The organism is Vibrio quintilis, assembly GCF_024529975.1.
Taxonomy (GTDB): domain Bacteria; phylum Pseudomonadota; class Gammaproteobacteria; order Enterobacterales; family Vibrionaceae; genus Vibrio; species Vibrio quintilis.
The window spans coordinates 684,876-701,038 of record NZ_AP024898.1; the positions used below are offsets into that span (position 1 = coordinate 684,876).

Annotated in this window: 22 protein-coding genes and 1 pseudogene; 7 read left to right on the top strand and 16 right to left on the bottom strand. The window is 42.8% G+C overall.

Features of this window, described 5'->3' with window-relative positions:
- The first annotated feature begins 186 nt into the window (after positions 1 to 186).
- The gene (locus OC443_RS21560) at positions 187 to 516 is read left to right on the top strand and encodes a low molecular weight protein tyrosine phosphatase family protein (protein ID WP_073579284.1); all 330 of its coding nucleotides are present in this window, start codon (positions 187 to 189) and stop codon (positions 514 to 516) included.
- A 121-nt stretch (positions 517 to 637) separates the two neighbouring features.
- Positions 638 to 820 (top strand): hypothetical protein, encoded by a 183-nt coding sequence (locus OC443_RS21565; RefSeq protein ID WP_073579285.1) that lies wholly within the window; start codon positions 638 to 640, stop codon positions 818 to 820.
- 194 nt (positions 821 to 1,014) lie between these two features.
- Here the strand turns inward: OC443_RS21565 and OC443_RS21570 are convergent.
- From OC443_RS21570 to OC443_RS21635, 14 genes and pseudogenes are all read right to left on the bottom strand, one after another.
- A pseudogene (locus tag OC443_RS21570) lies at positions 1,015 to 1,299 on the bottom strand (alkylphosphonate utilization protein); the annotation flags it as partial.
- Between the two features lie 140 nt (positions 1,300 to 1,439).
- Positions 1,440 to 2,660, bottom strand: a complete 1,221-nt coding sequence (locus OC443_RS21575) for a hypothetical protein (RefSeq protein ID WP_073579286.1) — start codon at positions 2,658 to 2,660, stop codon at positions 1,440 to 1,442.
- Positions 2,661 to 2,663: 3 nt separating this feature from the next.
- The gene (locus OC443_RS21580; RefSeq protein WP_073579287.1) at positions 2,664 to 2,861 is read right to left on the bottom strand and encodes a hypothetical protein; all 198 of its coding nucleotides are present in this window, start codon (positions 2,859 to 2,861) and stop codon (positions 2,664 to 2,666) included.
- Between the two features lie 45 nt (positions 2,862 to 2,906).
- On the bottom strand, positions 2,907 to 3,299 hold the full coding sequence (locus OC443_RS21585) for a hypothetical protein (RefSeq protein WP_143169175.1): 393 nt from the start codon (positions 3,297 to 3,299) through the stop codon (positions 2,907 to 2,909).
- A 76-nt stretch (positions 3,300 to 3,375) separates the two neighbouring features.
- Positions 3,376 to 3,606: a hypothetical protein gene (locus tag OC443_RS21590; RefSeq protein ID WP_073579289.1), complete on the bottom strand. Its 231-nt coding sequence runs from the start codon at positions 3,604 to 3,606 to the stop codon at positions 3,376 to 3,378.
- A gap of 16 nt (positions 3,607 to 3,622) precedes the next feature.
- The gene (locus tag OC443_RS21595) at positions 3,623 to 5,023 is read right to left on the bottom strand and encodes a DNA cytosine methyltransferase (RefSeq protein WP_073579290.1); all 1,401 of its coding nucleotides are present in this window, start codon (positions 5,021 to 5,023) and stop codon (positions 3,623 to 3,625) included.
- A 9-nt stretch (positions 5,024 to 5,032) separates the two neighbouring features.
- Positions 5,033 to 5,224 (bottom strand): hypothetical protein, encoded by a 192-nt coding sequence (locus tag OC443_RS21600; protein ID WP_073579291.1) that lies wholly within the window; start codon positions 5,222 to 5,224, stop codon positions 5,033 to 5,035.
- 21 nt (positions 5,225 to 5,245) lie between these two features.
- Positions 5,246 to 6,259, bottom strand: coding sequence for a nucleoid-associated protein (locus OC443_RS21605; RefSeq protein ID WP_083601480.1), 1,014 nt, complete (start codon positions 6,257 to 6,259; stop codon positions 5,246 to 5,248).
- Entirely contained in the window at positions 6,256 to 6,780 is a 525-nt protein-coding gene (locus OC443_RS21610) for a DNA methyltransferase (RefSeq protein WP_073579292.1), read from the bottom strand. The genes OC443_RS21605 and OC443_RS21610 overlap by 4 nt, the downstream gene beginning before the upstream one ends.
- Before the next feature lie 72 nt (positions 6,781 to 6,852).
- Positions 6,853 to 7,026 (bottom strand): hypothetical protein, encoded by a 174-nt coding sequence (locus OC443_RS21615; protein ID WP_234976309.1) that lies wholly within the window; start codon positions 7,024 to 7,026, stop codon positions 6,853 to 6,855.
- 9 nt (positions 7,027 to 7,035) lie between these two features.
- Positions 7,036 to 7,767, bottom strand: a complete 732-nt coding sequence (locus tag OC443_RS21620; protein ID WP_073579293.1) for a hypothetical protein — start codon at positions 7,765 to 7,767, stop codon at positions 7,036 to 7,038.
- 54 nt (positions 7,768 to 7,821) lie between these two features.
- A complete protein-coding gene (locus OC443_RS21625; protein WP_073579294.1) occupies positions 7,822 to 9,204 on the bottom strand; it encodes a YqaJ viral recombinase family protein in 1,383 nt (460 codons plus the stop codon).
- Complete coding sequence (locus tag OC443_RS21630; protein ID WP_073579295.1) at positions 9,191 to 10,060, bottom strand: RecT family recombinase; 870 nt, start codon at positions 10,058 to 10,060, stop codon at positions 9,191 to 9,193. The genes OC443_RS21625 and OC443_RS21630 overlap by 14 nt, the downstream gene beginning before the upstream one ends.
- An 11-nt stretch (positions 10,061 to 10,071) precedes the next feature.
- Positions 10,072 to 10,458 (bottom strand): hypothetical protein, encoded by a 387-nt coding sequence (locus OC443_RS21635; protein ID WP_073579296.1) that lies wholly within the window; start codon positions 10,456 to 10,458, stop codon positions 10,072 to 10,074.
- Positions 10,459 to 10,749: 291 nt separating this feature from the next.
- Here OC443_RS21635 and OC443_RS21640 point away from each other — a divergent pair, with 291 nt between their 5' ends.
- Positions 10,750 to 11,463, top strand: coding sequence for a phage antirepressor KilAC domain-containing protein (locus OC443_RS21640; protein ID WP_073579297.1), 714 nt, complete (start codon positions 10,750 to 10,752; stop codon positions 11,461 to 11,463).
- A gap of 571 nt (positions 11,464 to 12,034) precedes the next feature.
- Here OC443_RS21640 and OC443_RS21645 read toward each other — a convergent pair.
- Both OC443_RS21645 and OC443_RS21650 read right to left on the bottom strand, forming a co-directional pair.
- Entirely contained in the window at positions 12,035 to 12,616 is a 582-nt protein-coding gene (locus OC443_RS21645; RefSeq protein WP_073579298.1) for a hypothetical protein, read from the bottom strand.
- Positions 12,617 to 12,973: 357 nt separating this feature from the next.
- Positions 12,974 to 13,648, bottom strand: a complete 675-nt coding sequence (locus OC443_RS21650; RefSeq protein WP_073579299.1) for a S24 family peptidase — start codon at positions 13,646 to 13,648, stop codon at positions 12,974 to 12,976.
- 377 nt (positions 13,649 to 14,025) lie between these two features.
- Here OC443_RS21650 and OC443_RS21655 point away from each other — a divergent pair, with 377 nt between their 5' ends.
- Genes OC443_RS21655 through OC443_RS21670 form a run of 4 tightly spaced genes read left to right on the top strand, consistent with a single transcriptional unit; the run spans position 14,026 to position 16,152 of the window.
- A complete protein-coding gene (locus OC443_RS21655) occupies positions 14,026 to 14,424 on the top strand; it encodes a hypothetical protein (protein ID WP_073579416.1) in 399 nt (132 codons plus the stop codon).
- On the top strand, positions 14,421 to 14,654 hold the full coding sequence (locus OC443_RS21660; protein WP_073579301.1) for a hypothetical protein: 234 nt from the start codon (positions 14,421 to 14,423) through the stop codon (positions 14,652 to 14,654). The genes OC443_RS21655 and OC443_RS21660 overlap by 4 nt, the downstream gene beginning before the upstream one ends.
- Entirely contained in the window at positions 14,654 to 15,511 is an 858-nt protein-coding gene (locus OC443_RS21665; RefSeq protein WP_073579302.1) for a hypothetical protein, read from the top strand. Before OC443_RS21660 ends, OC443_RS21665 begins: the two co-directional genes overlap by 1 nt.
- A complete protein-coding gene (locus OC443_RS21670; RefSeq protein ID WP_073579303.1) occupies positions 15,508 to 16,152 on the top strand; it encodes a DUF6475 domain-containing protein in 645 nt (214 codons plus the stop codon). The genes OC443_RS21665 and OC443_RS21670 overlap by 4 nt, the downstream gene beginning before the upstream one ends.
- The last annotated feature ends 11 nt before the right edge of the window (positions 16,153 to 16,163 follow it).

Consider the following 16,163-nt stretch of genomic DNA (forward strand, 5'->3'; position numbering starts at 1 on the left):
AAACGCGTTATCTATGATGACAGATATCGTGAAGCAGGTATATTGACCTTTGATATGACGGAGGACGGCCAGGGTCTGTTGTTCCGATGAGCAGCAAGACTATGGTCCAGAGGTACTGGCGGATCGGCCAGTTAATTGTTGAAGATGAACAGCAGAGAAAATACAAACATTGAGTGGTGATCAAACGTGACAAACATTCTTTTTATATGCAGCCGTAATCAATGGCGCAGCCCGACTGGTGAACAGGTGTGGAAAAATCACCCGGCGCTGAATGTCAGGTCTGCCGGTACCAGTCCGGGCGCAAAAAGAACAGTCAATGCCAAAGATATTCAGTGGGCAGATGTGATTTTTGTGATGGAAGAAAAACATAAAAACCGCCTGGAAGCTTCGTTTACCCGCCTGCTCCAATATAAAGCTATTCAGGTTTTAGATATCCCGGATGAATATCAGTACATGGACAGCGAGCTGGTTGAAATCATGCAGCAGACGGTTGGCAATTATCTGGGGTTGTCTTGATGGTTTGAGGGATACTGATACTGCAGCTGAATTTTAACCTGAATCTGATTTCTGGCTGAAAATTCACCAATGGTGTTGCAGTATCATTGAAATACCTCATAAAGACCCCGGCAGGTTAAATATGAAAAGCAGAATGACGGCGTTAGAAGATATTATTGATGATATAGAACTTGCAGCATTGGCATTAACCTCGGTAATGCTCTGCGATGAGCCTGGTGTTTGTGCACTAAATAAACATCTGGCAGGCTTGAGAAATAAGGTCGAACGATTGCTTAAATCAGAGACTAAAAAGGACATTGAATAAAAGTTAAAGAACCGGCTCTTGTGGGGGCTGAGTTCGTACATGTAGCCGGATTTGTTTGGGGCATTTTTGGGGCAAAACGAACAGCAAAATCCGGTTTTATCTTCCCTTTCGTGTGATCTGAATCACTTTCCTCTTTTCATTAAAAAAGGCGCAAAACCCGCGCCTTTTTTCAGTCTGAATTGATGCGGTAAAGCTTACTTTTTCCGCGAAAACTCACAGCGCAACCAGATAGATTGTCCTTCAACTTTACCGGAGAACAGATCCGGGTCATCCTGCGCGAGGCCAATGTTTCTAACGACTGTGCCTTGTTTAACGACCATGCTGGAACCTTTCACCGGCAGGTCTTTGATGATTGTGACATCGTCACCTTTCTTCAGTTCTGCACCGTTGCAATCGACGTGCTTCTGGCCGTCTTCATCCATGCCGATCTCTGCTCATTTGGCAACATCTTCTTCCATGTACATCATAAAGAAAGCATCTATCAATATAACATTATGTTTTTTATGATAAATTAAGTATTTTTATGTATAGATACACAGCAAAAAAGAGAGAAAATCATAAAAATTAAAAATCTTTAAAAACAGATGGTTAGTCTTTGGAAGAACTGTATATCTCCACGCTAAATTTGTATGTATTTTGCTGGCACTTCGTTCCATTTTACCTGGCTTTTATCATCGGTATAGATCATAGTGGTCTTGCTGCTATTGTGGGCCATCCGAACAGTTGGTGACATTCCCATTTCATCATATAGACGGGCACTGAGTCTCCGTATTTCATGATAAGTTGGTCTTTCTTTGATAGGAATATTATTAAATTCTGGAAGCTTATCTCGGATATATGCAAATAAATGACTTATAGAGTTTGGCTTTAATTGGAGTGGATGGTTTATCCCTTTTTCTGCTTTTTTTCGGGGATCTGGTCTCTCAGCATGGACAACATATGGGCAATTTATACGATCTTGCCTGGATAGTTTTATGATGTCATTGATATTATCAGTAACAGGGAATGCTACATGGGAAGCTTTTGTTTTTTGAACCTTCTTACGGTGAATATATAAAGTGCCGTATACTGTTTCACCGTCAATAATTTGAGGCTTGTTGAACCAAACTATTCCATTAACCCCTGACTGAGGTGATTTGATTCTATACCTGATTGTAGTGACTTCTGAGGTAGAATGAGTTGTTTGCAATGTTAACATCATCGCTACTTTTAATCGAAGTGGAGCCAAAGCATAAATTTTCTTGAATTGGTCGAGGCTGAGATCAGCACGTGTTTTTCCTTTGATATCTTTTTTATGTCTTTTGTTTACAGAAAAGTTTCTTTCTATTGCTGATTCATCTGCCAAATAAGAGAATATTTTTCTTATCTGGCTAAGTCTGTTGTTATAGGTGGTAACAGCAACACTTTTATAGTAGCGTTCAAAAAGTGAGTTAATATGTTCAAGCGTTAGATCTTTACTATAAATATGCCCAAATTCTTCAATCATGCGATCCAGAGTAGAGCGCAGTAAAACTAATGTATGATCAGCTAAAGCTTCTTCATTCAAGATTCTCTCCCATACAACATCAGCCCATACTTTAAAGGGTTTATCAAACTTATCTCGACGTCTGGCAGTTTTCGTTGTGTCATATCCGCACTCCAAAGAGAAGGCGGACTTACGATGTTTCAAGTTATAAGCCAGTGCTGTTTGTATGGCATCACTTTCAGTTGTTCCTATTGGAAATAGTCTTCGTTCACCGTTTGTTAGCGTAAATCTAAAACGAATTTTTCCCCTTACTTTTTCTTTGATAAGAAATGCAGGGTAGTGTGATGTAGATGTACTGCGCCTACGACCTGCCATTATTTAATCCTCTAAAAAAGAAAGTAGTTCCTCGACTTTGCTTGATGGTTGATTGTTTTCTATGACTACTAACCAATTTCCGGTAGGTGTTCTAACACCAGGAATTTTACCTTTTCGTAACCAATTTCTTATTGTTGCTGTGGTTAGTCCACTTCCTGGATAGAATTCATCAATATACTGTTTTGGTTTAATTGCTCTCATAGCTTTCCCTTGTATATTATTCAGCTAATTCCCATTCTGCAGATCCTATGTGTATCCTCCATCTTTTAAGAGTTTCATGATCTGTTTCCTGCCCTGAGCGTTGTAGAAGAAGCTTTCGATTTGTTTGTTGCTGTTTGTTGCCTTGGTTAGTCGCCACTCCCCAAAGTCCGGACATTTCAATTGATATTTATTTGAAATACGTCCGATCTTCTGTGCACTCACACCAGTTTCATCAGCAATATCTGAGGCACTGAAGTGCTCTTGTGTTTTTACTGGTATGTTTAATTCGGATTGGATTAATGCACGAACAGATTGATCACTAAGCTGGCATTGAGATAACAGTGATAATGCTGTTTCTAATGCGCACTGCTCACAAAGTGGGACTGGGGAGAGGATTGATGCAGGTTTGCCACAGCTACAGGTCATAGCAATTCTCATTTCCATTTTTGAGTGAGTATAGCTTTTGTTAATTTATCGTGGAGGGGCTTTTATGAATCAAAGCCCGTCGTTTTCTTTATTCCAGAGGCTCACCACTGGCGCGCCAGTAAAATGAACCGTCATCTCGTTTACCAATAGTTTCCTGCTCGATCAATTCTTCAGACATAACTTCGATGAGTTGCTCAAGTTTGGATTTTTCTTCAATGGCCGGTGTGAATGAAATTGCTTCGACGTTACAAAGTGAGCCGTCAATTTCAATTTGCCGGCCGACTCTTATGTCTTCTGAGATTTGTATTGTTGTGGTCATGTTTTGAGCCCCCGTATTAAGCAGCAATTTCTTGAAGTTCTGGTCGAACATTGGCTTCAACCAGTGCCTTGGCTAACGGTGGGCAAACAGCATTTCCACACCTTGCAACTTGATTCTCTTTTGTGAGCTTCTTTCCTGAACTGTCATGTGAAAAGCTGTAGTCGGAAGGGAAGCCCTGAGCCGCAAATAATTCATGTGGTTCTAACATTCTCATGCCAATATCAACGATCTGATATTGCTGTCCTTTGACTGTGACCAGCCCAAACCGGTCTTTTGTCGTCACAGCACCGAGAGAGTCAGTTAACGGTGTTGCGGAACTGGTACCGTAATACTTGATGAGAAATGCCCTGACTTCTCCGATATGTAATCCGCCGGAAGAAATTGTACGGACTGGCTCATCAGTTGGGTTGCCGATATTTGAACCACGAAACTTAATCATATGGCTGGTAACCAGTGCGGATTTTCCTCCACCTCCGGCGGTGACGGTTGCCAGAGGGAGATCAATATCAGCTCCGGAGCTCCGGCCAAACTGGCGTTCTATCATCGCGACGCATCCATTAGGTGCAATAAATGGATCGTCACAGAAGACATATTTTTCTAAGCCTTTTGCTATCCGGATTAATGTTTTCTCTGCTAATGGTTTCTTGCGATCAAAGATTGAACGGGTAGGAATCGACCAGTCAATGATATCTGCTGCAGTCCTGTAAGGTATGTATCTGCTTCCTTTTGGGCCGTGCGTTTTCTCCGGCCAGCGAATTTCTTCCCCGTCATTCCGGGCGACTAAAAAGCACCGTTCTCTGGTTGTAGGTGCGCCGTAGTCGCAGGCTTTTAGAACACGGTAGTCTAATTGGTACCCCAGACCTTGCACTAACTTTTCATAAGGGAAATCATCACCTAAAGATTCTTTTATTTCAGGCCAGGCCGGATTATCTTTTTCAAGTCCGGTCGTGAGAGTCTTAACAAATGCCTCAAAGGTTTCGCCTTTTCTGTCTGGATCGGGTTTAAATACTCCGGGTGAAACTTCAATGAGTGGCCCCCAAGAAGTAAATTCTTCAACATTTTCCATCATGATGACCCGTACAGGAACTAATGCAGCCCACCTCAGAGCAACCCATGCTAACCCTCTGATGTTCTTATCAACCGGTTTGTTTCCCTTTGCTTTTGAAAAGTGCTTACAGTCCGGGGAAAACCACGCAAAGCCAACCGGGCGACCTTTACAGACAGCCACAGGGTCAACATCCCAGACAGACTCACAGTAATGTGTTGTCTCCGGATGATTCAGTTTGTGCATATCTATAGCCAGTGGATCGTGATTAATCGCTATGTCCACAGGTCGTCCTAATGCCTGTTCAATGCCGGTGGATGCTCCGCCACCTCCGGCGAAATTATCAATAATAAGTTCGTTTGGATGTATCATTTCCTTTCCTCAAATCTCTGCCAGCAGCTTACCGCACTGGTCAATCACTTCCGGATTACCTTCCGGATCGTTAATCTGCATTCGGGCAATTTCTGCAATACCGTCCCGCAGTTTTGCTATGCGTTCTCGTTGGTGGTCAAACTCTGTTTGTGATAAATCGTTCTGCTCCGGATATTCGGGCAGAATAGGGGGATGGTTCATTTAAGTTCTCCGAATAGAGAGTTATGCCCGGGAAAGTTGATCCCGTAGATTTGGCGGGGTGCCTTTGATTGTTAGTGTGTCAGTTTCTGCGTCGTAGAAGACGCGCTCATCAAGAAGTTGCCGATCGAATGTGACGTTGACTCCGCCACCAGAGCCTTTGAATTTTGTTAGGTTGCAGATAACACTTTTTTCAACTGGTATTGTGTCATCCAAATCGAAGTTTTGTTCCTGAGTAAATTCAGAGAAAGTCCTCCCGCCTGTATCCGGCAGGCTATCTGATATCTCCAAAACAGACACCTCATCACCTTCACTAAACGCTTCGGAACACATATCTTTGACAATTTTGTATGATGAATTAGCCGTATCTTTATCCATCCCGTCATCACGGATGAAGTTGTCGATGGCATGAATCAACTCTCTGTTCTTCTGTTTAGAATCGAAAAATTCAACCTCAAGGAAATCAAGAAAGAAGTCTTTTACCCGACTTCCCGATCTTGTTTTCATGAATGAGACACACCGACTTTTCTGGTTAATTCTGTAGTCTGACAAATTAACTTCAGCCGCCAGTGTAATGCTGGCTATGTCCAGATAATCAATCGGATTTAATGAGTGCTCTGAGTTGAGCTTGATACCTATTGCGGCAGGTATGAGGGCAACCATGATGTATTCCGTTGACAGAGTCTGATAATGAGTAAAAACCAATGTTCCCGCTTCGGCAAAAGGGTATTTACACATCTCATCGAGCAGGTGCTCAGCTTCGACCTCAGCGAACTGAGAGAATGCAATTTTTTGGTTTAAATAATGGTCAACACCTGACTGAAATGTACTGTCATCGTTGAAGGATCCAAATCCCTTTGATTTGCTCAGCTTTGCTTTGGATATTTCGTTAACCAGATTTTCTACGGCAAAATTTATTTCAATCGGGGTAGAGTTGTTTTCAGCAAGAATCAGCTCATCAGCGTTATTTTTTTCGATTTGCTGAATATCAATATTTAATACAGTGATGCTCATGCGGATTTCTCCAAATAGTTTCATTGTTCAACCTCCGATCTCTTCAGAGTCCAAAATTCGGGCCGTTTAATTCTGTTTCCCCGATCCCAACATATCCAGGCGTATTCAGAGTTGTCTGAACTGCCATGAACAAATGAGGGGCGGGGAGTCAGAATTAACAGATTTGTCCACGGAAACTTACGCCAGAAATCAGCCCGGCTTTTACTGCCGAGCATTGATAGTCGAAGCAGAAAACACATTGTGCCGTCATATGATAAGTCTCTCGTGAGTGCCGTCGAAATGAATTCAAGGGCAAGGCTGAAGGGTGGGTTAGTGATAATGACATCTGCGGCCATGTTTTGGTTTGGCTTCAAATAATCAATATCTTCGGAAATTTCAGCCCATTTAGTTTTATGAGACTCCCGAAGTTCGTTTAATATTCGTCCATCACCTCTGCAAGGCTCCGATATAACATCATTGGGGCGGAATTCTATTTGCTGAAGCAGAGCTTTTACGCACCAGACTGGTGTCGGGTAAAAATCCCGCTCGATTCGTTGTTTGGTCACTTCTTCTTCCTTGGTATGCGTTTTTTCTTTTTGGATGGGGAGAGCAGTTTTCGGGCTCTTGAAAGACAATAATCAAAGCAATCCCCCCCCTCGGGCTTTACCAAACGAAGCGGTATTTCTGTATATATCAATTGCAAAATCAGAAGCTTGGTTTACTGAGGCGGTATCATGGCCTTCACTGATGAGGATTTGTGAAATGTTCTTGTGAATAAAAGCTTCATATCCGTTTCGGAATGCAACACTCATTGAATCCTCCTAATAATCATATGTAGATTCAATGTACGTATCGTAGTCAGAAGCGCTTATACCTTTATCAAGCGTTAACTTTGCTTTCATGGCATACGCGTTGAACAGGATTTTTTCAAACCGGTATAAAGGACCAACGCAAATCGCTTTTGACATGTCTTTGTCATCAATTTTTACGCTATAAATTTCACCGTTGTGTAAATCTATCTGATATTCGCATTCCCAATTGTTTTTGTCTGGCTCAATACTGATGTAGATATGTGTAAAACTCCCGTCACCATTAATATGCAATGTCATTTCAGAATCGTCGTGCTCTTCATCATCATTCTTGCGTCTGACTTCATCGAGTAGCCATGAAAGGGTGAGGTCTTCGGGTAATTGTTCAAAAATATCCTGCATTTCTTTATCTAAAACTTCCTGAAGGCGTTCGTCTTGAAACCGGGTTACGGCTGCTCTGATGTTTTGCATTACAAACTGGTGATATACAGGAAAATCATCCAGTTCTTTCATGTCCGGTTTGATGGACTTAGTGATTGTTTCTTTAATTGACTTGGCGATTTCACTGTAGCTGGAAAATGCGTCTGATACACATTTTTCGATCATTTGGTCAACTTTCTCTATGATGGTTTTTTCAACAATACCTTCCTGAATGCGCTGTTGAAGAATCTGTCCAAACATGTCTTGAACGGATGCGGTTTGTGGGTTGATCGATGGGTTAAATTCTTGTGTTTGTTCGGTCATTGGTCGTTACCTGAGTTTTATTAAAGGGAAGGGGGCTGCGCCCCTTGATGAAAGTTAAGAAGCCTGAAGCATTTCGATGGCGTTATTCCAGCCATCCCAGTTATCAACGCCAGCAGCTTCAAGAGCGGTTAAAAGGGCATCACGCTCAATCAGATGGTCATATTCTGCTTTGGGGATCGTGACTGTTTCTTCTGGCCGGGGTTTCATCTGAGTGACAGTTGACGGGCCGGACTGAATTTCTTCGACTATTTGACGGGCTTCATTGAGCCGGGATTCTGCAGGTGAGTGCTCAATTGTTTTCAGCTCTTCAATTTTTTCATTCAGAGCAATTTTTGCATTCGCCAGTTCCTGAGCAATGGCCGCTTTTAGGTTGTCGATATTTCGTTTATTCTTTGTCGCTTTTTTGAAGTCATAGTGAACAGTAACTTCTGAACCGTATTTTTTGCCAGCTTCTGAGATGAGTTGTTTAATTTCCTCTTCTGCCGGCAGAATTAAAGACTGTTTGATTTCTTCTTTTCGGTTTTTCACGAACCGGTCAGCCGCTAATCGTGCTTCTTTGAACTGACTTATGATGAAATCAATATCATCGGTAATTTGATCAATATTTGAAGATCGGCTTTTAATTTTTACCCGCGCTTCACTGAGTCGATCTTCACTTTGTTTCAGCGCTTTCACCAACTCTGCAGCGTTGGCATATTCCTGATCGGATTCGGGTTTTTTCTTTGCTATTTCAACAAGAGCAAGAGCCGCAGTTTTGTATTCTTTGATATTGCTTTTAACAACCAGGCAGTCCATCTCCGGGTATACGTCGTAGTTTATATCCGGAAGACTTACCGTAGCAGGAAGAACTTTTTCGGTTTTAGCTTCGATTTCGTGAGTTTCAAAATCAATATCAAACTGTTTCCATCCGGCGATCAGTGACTCCCGTCTTTCCGGAACTGACTCATAAAACATGTATTCCATGTTTTCTTCAGTACCGTCGGAAACCATGAACATGACCTTATCTGCGCCGGAGACAAGCAGTTGATGTTCAAGCTGCCAGTAGTAATGAGGCTCAAGCACACCATTTTTCACATTCTCAGCAAGAACTTTGTTCCAGAGTTTATGCTCCCAGGCAATATCACCAAACATGGTGATGCCGTCATATGACGACATGTAATTTGTGTCTTCGAGCTGGCCGCAAAGCGGGGAAAGGTCTTCATCTAAGATGCGCTCTGCTATTGGTCTGGCCCGGGCTTCAGCTTCATGACCTTCCTGATACAGTTTCAGCCGGAACTCGTTGATAATGTTGGTCCAGCCCCTTTTATGATCAAGAAGCTGGTTCCGGGTAAAGTATTTTGAGTCTCCCATCATCGCGGGCGCTTCTGAAGCGGTTCTGAGTAAAAGCCGGGCATCCAGCCATTCCTGAGTACCCTGAGTAAGATCAAGCGTTTTCATTATCTAACTCCCTGATTTTTGATATTTGCTGTTCTGTGAGCGTGTATTTGCTACACAGAAAATCAATGATGTGCTGTGAAGTCGATTTTCCGGCTGCTACCTGATCGGCCCAACTTTCTAATTTTGAGTTAAGACGGTCATCGTCATATGGAGGAAGTAATTGCTCTTGTGATTCTGCAGGAGGAGTGATGTCTTTCTCCTGTAGAGACTCTCCGTGTTCAAGCTCATCCGGCGTATAAACACCAAGAATGACATCAGGGCAATAACGGCGGGCCCACTTTTTAACTGCCACATATGTTATTTGCTGCTGGGGATCGGTTGCCCACTGTGTGGAATTTCGGGGCCAGCATTGTTTCAGGAGGATATCAATCGATCGGGGGGAGCTTTCGCCGTGTAGGGTGGCAAAGACACGTACGCCTACACCTTCTTCATCTTTGTCAATCCAGCTCTGTTTTGCGTACTTGTTGCCTTTACCACTTGTCTCCATCCTGAATTTACCGATTACCTGTTCCCAGGGACCGAAAAATTCAAATTCAAGCCGTCCTTTTGTTGGGGCCATCGACGTAACTACGGCATTGACAAGTTGCCCTTCATATCCAAGATTTCCCTGAACGATATGGGTTTTCTGTGCTACAGAGAAAGGATTCATGCCCCATTGCATAGCTTGCATACATACAGCAAGACAGTCTCCGTTATTACCGGCTAAATGAGCCGGAATTGTTACGCGAGAACCCGCCATCATTTCGGCAAGTCGGCATAAATGTGTAAGTGTATCTCCGTTCATCCAAGAGTCCGGACGCACAGAAACTGACGCTTCTGTCTGCGCCAGCGGCATTGGATTTGTAAGTGAATTCATTGGTCGTTACCTTAATAAAAATTGGATAGTTTCAGGTCTTCATATGCTGTGATTGCTGCTTCATTTCGAGCATCTTCAGCACGTTCATTCCAGCCCCTGAGAATGGTCTGTTTGTTTTCTTCAAGGAATGGTTCAAACAACTCTGTAAATGTTTCTTTGAATTGCTCCAGACTGAGTAATTGAGTTGGGGTTGGATCGAATTCCATTGTCAGAACTGTCCGGATTAACCCATCGACTAAAGCGCTGGATGTGTCGCCATCCAGAATAAATTGAACATAATCAGAGAGGGATAAACCGCAAAACTCACGGTTTGTTTTGATTCTGTCGATTCCGTGGTCGAGAAATACGTTGAACGCATTCTCATCACAGTCCGGGACTAGATTCAGAATATTGTTCATTGTAAACTCCTTGCGTGTTTAGCCCTTTGGTCGGGGTTAAACTCGCCATTGGTCAATTAAGTTGGTCATTGGTTGTTACCTTGCGACTCTATGCTTTGGTCGGCTGAGTCGCCCGATGAACCCGCTTCGGCGGGTTTTTTGGTATTTGGAGGAATGTGGTCATATTGGAGTGGTTGAGTTTGAAATTAGTTGATCATATGATTTCGATTCGACTTGGTGGAGACCAATCCTATACCAGGTCGAGGGTAACGGACCAAATGACAACTAACCAATGATCAAAAGGTAGCAACCATGAATACCTCAATGACCACATTCGACCAAAATTTGACAATGTCTAGCCGTGAAATTGCTGATCTTGTGCAATCAAGGCATGACAATGTGAAAATTAGCATCAAGACTTTGGCTTTAAAGGGGCTGATTAGTTTTACTGAAACTAAGGAAAACCCCACCACACAAGGTGGTAGACCTGCCACTGTATATAATGTGAACAAGCGCGATAGTTATGTTGTAGTAGCTCAACTATCACCGGAATTTACTGCCGCTCTTGTCGATCGCTGGCAAGAACTTGAAGAGAATAATTCATTTCAAATTCCTCAATCCTTACCCGAAGCGCTTCAATTAGCTGCAGATCTTGCAAAAAAGAATGAAGAAGCTGAAAAACAACTGGCTATAGCTGCTCCCAAAGTAGATTTCGCTGACCGTGTTGCCGGTGTAAATAAAGGGATTCAGATTGGCAATTTTGCAAAAGCAGTTGGTCTTGGGCCAAGAAGAATTTTCCAAGTACTACGGAATTTGAATATTCTGATGTCTGGCGGTTGTCGCCATAATTTACCTTTCCAGAAATATATTGATCTTGGTTATTTTCAAGTTCGTCAGGGAACTTATGAAGCCAGAGGAGAACAAAGGATTTCTCATACTCCGCTTATTACAGGGAAGGGTGAGCAATGGCTGACTCATAAGCTGGTTGAGTGTGGTGAATTATCTGACTTATCTATTGCAAGTTGATAAAAAAGCCCCAAACAAAATTAACGTAAGGGGCATTAACAACGTCAGTTGATTAGGTGACCCCGGCTTAAAAGGGTCGATGGGAAAACTCAAACCAATTCACCCTGAAAGCGCTATCAATACTGCATAATAACGCTTTGAGGGGGAGGCTGTCTTTCCAGCCGGTCCATGCGATCACAATGTAGGTGCATTGCTCACACTGCGGGTGTTTCACGCCACCGCCCGCTGGGCTGACTTTTCAAATCCAAATACAGGATTAACATGTTTGCTGGTTTATTTACTCACGCCCAGCAACGTGATCTCTGGCTTTCCACAGACAAAGAATCTTATTCTTGCTATATATTTGAATAAGCGCCTGAGTTAATATCAAGTTCCCCAACTATATAAAAACAAAGGCGCTAAATAATGAAAATGTATAGGTTTGTTTTTGATCCGGATTTAACCAATTTCCCACCATGGAATAAGTTTCAAACCAAGGAAGAAACTATCATGAGTTTCTCTGGTGACTTTATGGTTTTCAGGGATAAAACTGATGAACACGGAATACAAACATATTGGGTATCAGCATTAGTTAAGAACATGTATTCAGAGTTTCTACAGCATTATGAATTAACTGAGGTGGAGATAAGTCACGAGAGTCTTCGAGAACTTGGAGCTTCAGATCAGTTTCATCCGGACTGAGAGAAAGTTGATCCTTAAGCCAGGCTTCGAATTCTTTCCCCGGCGGCATTAGTCTTTCATTCATCTCTTCGGCAAGATGGAAAAAGAAAGCGTTAGCCTTTTTATTTGATTCATATGGAAATAGTTGTATTGGGTCATCTGTTGGCCCAGTTGTAATCACATCCACACCAACCAGCTCTATTTCTAATTTATCTGCCCAGTCAGGATCTTTGTATACTTTCGAAGCTCCAACTCCCCCGTCTATTGCTCCGCATCCAAACATCATATTACATGGGGGTTTTTCCGGACGCTGAGCGAACAGGAAAGGCGCTCCCACAGTTAATTCACGAAATTGACATATAAAAAAAGGCGTTACCAGAAAATTTTTCGTTTCTATTCTGGTGAGTAGGGGAGCGAACATTTGAAACATTTCACTGTATTTTATTGATGAACGTGAACCATTGAATATCACTCGTTTCATTGTGAATATCATGAATCCTCCTGAATATTTGAAATCCCTCGATTGCGGTTTCATTAGGCTTTGTCGGCTATGTCCTTAGTCCACCGTCCGACCAATCAAGGGATTTCAAATTGACTCTGTTTCCAAAGCCATTTGGCGTATCTGTGCATCGTATCTCCCAGCCTGGGCCGGGAGACCGTTTTGCTTACGCATTCGAACCGTATTTTTAAAGAGCTGGGACAGTGTTGTTACTGTCGATGTATTTAATGTATGTTTTCATACATACTCCTGTCAAGAGAAAATGTATGTTTTATGTCGTGATGTATGTTTTCATGCATTTTGTGTCAATAAAAACCCAGTGAAATACTGGGGTTTTATAAATATGTATGTTTACATTACACGCACACTACAGATTATGGTTCCGATAATCATGCTGGCGTCATTTAGTGTGGTGTACCTCATCTCAGGAGGATAATCTTTATTCAACGCTTGGAGTGATTTTTTACCATCCATCTCGATAAATACTCTGAAAGTTGCTTCTTTGGCATTTTCCAAGATGGCTACGATATGACTTCCTGAACTAGGCTCTTGCTGGTTAGGATCGACGAAAATGAAATCCCCCTCCAGATATTGCGTCTCCATTGAATTATCCTTGACCTTCAGAGCAAATACCCCTGGTGAGGCCGGGATTGGACAAGGAATCAAATCCATATCATCAATATCTGTTGGAGCTCCCATGCTCGTCCACATTGCGGCTTGAGAAAATGTCCAAATTGGACATTTCTGTTCTACTGGGGGACCAATCAATCTACTCGCTTTTGATTCACTGTCTTCAACCGGACCTTTCCCAAATGCAAGCCATTCAGGACGGCATTGTAGAATTTTGCATACCATTAGAAAGACACCATCTTTTAGGCTCTTCTGTGAATTGTTCTCTATATTTGAAACAGTACCTCTATTAAATTTTGCACCAGGCATGAGTCTCTTTACTTGGTAAACTACGTCGTCCTGATTCAATCCAAGCAACCTGCGTCTCCATTCAAATCGTTGTCCGAATGTATCCATAACCATTTTCTTTGATGTAAGTTTCTATGCATTATCTCATTTGATTGTGCATGTTTCTTGACGTATATTGTGTATGTTTTCATGTGTAATATGTATGATTTCATACGTAAATGCACTCGAGAGGAGATCATGTACTCAAATTTGTATGAAATATTGATTAACTATTTTGGTAACGAAGCATCCATTGCGCGGGCATTTGATTTGAGACGAGTTGTGCATTTCAAATCTAATGTTCCCGAGCACATAGCGCTACTTTGCCATCTCGATCCATCTATCCCCTATACATACGATCCTAACCATTATAGCCGGGACGTGCAGGGGCTTTCCCTGAATTTAGAAAAACCGACCAGTTAACAAAAGGTAACGACCAAATGACCATGAATAAAGAATTTATCGAATCCCGGATTGACGAGTTAAAAAGTAACCGGGACGTGGGCCCTGAAGGGCTGAGTATTAAGCAAATCCGGGATCGGCAGATTAAACAAAGATTCACTGCTGATGAGGCTGATTTTATTAGCATCTTAGCAAACAGCGTGGGCGTACAACGCGCTGTTTTATCCAATGCACTATTTATCGATGCGGTTATAAACATGCTCGCAGAAGATCCTGAACTTTGCGACGAAGTGATGGCTAAATGGTCTCGAAATGGGGGCCAGAAAATCGATTTTTTTGATGAAATCTACGCTCGTTCTGAAGCCGGTCAGCCAATCGATGGTGAATGCTGTTCTGTTCAGTTTCCTCAATCACTTCGAATTTCAGTAAGGAGCGGTTCATGAAATTTTTAATGCGTTTGTTGGCTCGTACACCCGAAGAGGTGGAGATAGATCGTGAGTTTCTGGAGGAGGCTGTGAGAACAGCCGCTGAGCGGCGTCGTGTGCGCCGTGATCAGATCCGGGCGTCACTGAGCGCTCAGTTTGAACCCGATCGGGTTTATGAATCAGAGGGGCTGGAACAAAAAATAAGCAATGGAATTCACATCAGTTTCGAGTTGCCAGGGGTGCATTGATGCGTTTTTCACTCTTCATCAATCAAGCAAAGTCAATTGAATGGGAACTGAACTTTCAGCAGGCAGCGTTGTTTAGCTGCTTGTATGAACTCCAGTCTTGGGGGCGCTATGAGCTGATCGATGGACATCCGTATTACTGGGCTGGAAAAAATAAAATTATCGAAGAAATTCCCTTAGTTTTTGAAAAGCCCGATACGTTGAAACGTCACATGATTGCTCTTGAGAATAAGGGGTTAATTGAGCGTAAGCAGTTAAAAAACATGCCGTTTGTTCGTATTACTGAAAAGGGTAAGGCGTGGAACCAACATAATCAGCCTGAACCGGAAAAAGGGCAACCAGAAAAGGTCGTGAAAAAAATCACTACTTCGGAAGAGTCGTGCAAAAAATCACGACCTACCCGTGAAAAAGATCACGACCCAAGCCGTGAAAAAAATCACGACAATAAGTGTACCAGTAATACAAATACCAAAGATCAGTGTATTAAAAAAAATAAACAAAAAAGTCCACTCGATTTTTCATGCTGGCCTGAAATGCCATCCGAAGAAATTCTTAAAGACTGGAAGCTCGTACGTGATCGAAACCGGGCTCCAATAACTCAAATCGTAATCAACCGAATGGCAAAAAAATTCAGGGATGCCAGGGAGCAATTTGGACTGAGTGTCGATGACGTTCTTGGAATTTGTATTGAACGAGGTTGGCGGGGATTTGAAGTTCAATGGCTTGTGAACCTGAGAATCGGCCATCAGCAAGCGCCTGCGAACCGGCAGGAAGCCATCGAAATGAAAAACCAATCAGCCATTGACCAGTGGCTTGGTGATACCGGAAACACATATGACCATGGGGAATACGACCAATGACCAATGACCAACGACAGGAATTCGGAAGGATTCTGGCCGCAACTCTGAGTATGTATCGTGTCGAACTGACACGCTCACTACTGGATATTTGGTGGGAAGATCTGAGTTACTTCGAATTGGATTCAGTCCGACAGGCTCTGTCAATGCATCGCCGCAATCCGGACAACGGACAGTATCCACCTAAGCCAGCGGATATAACCCGGCTCATTGGTGGGGGAACAACCAGAGACCGTGCAATTACTGCATGGAACAAGGTTTTCTCTGCTATATCGAGCGTAGGGGCTCATAACTCAGTTGTATTCGATGATGCCCTGATTCATGCCGTCATTCCTGATATGGGGGGATGGGCAGCAATTTGTCAGGGGGAACAAAACGAATTGCCATACCGGCAAAAAGAGTTTGAGAACCGCTACCGGGCATACCTGTTTAATCCACCTAAGCGTTATTTCAAGAAGCTGGCAGGCATTGCAGAGACTACGAACGTTGCCGCTGGACAGCCAATTGATCCACCCATTGCTGCCGGTGACCCGGAATTGTGCCGGTTGGTTTTTGAAGGTGGGGTTTCGGGGGCCAAGCCCCTTGGTGTACTCAATATCGACCAACTATCAAATGTAATTCAGCTTGGCTACAGCGCAGCTTAGAAGGTAACGAC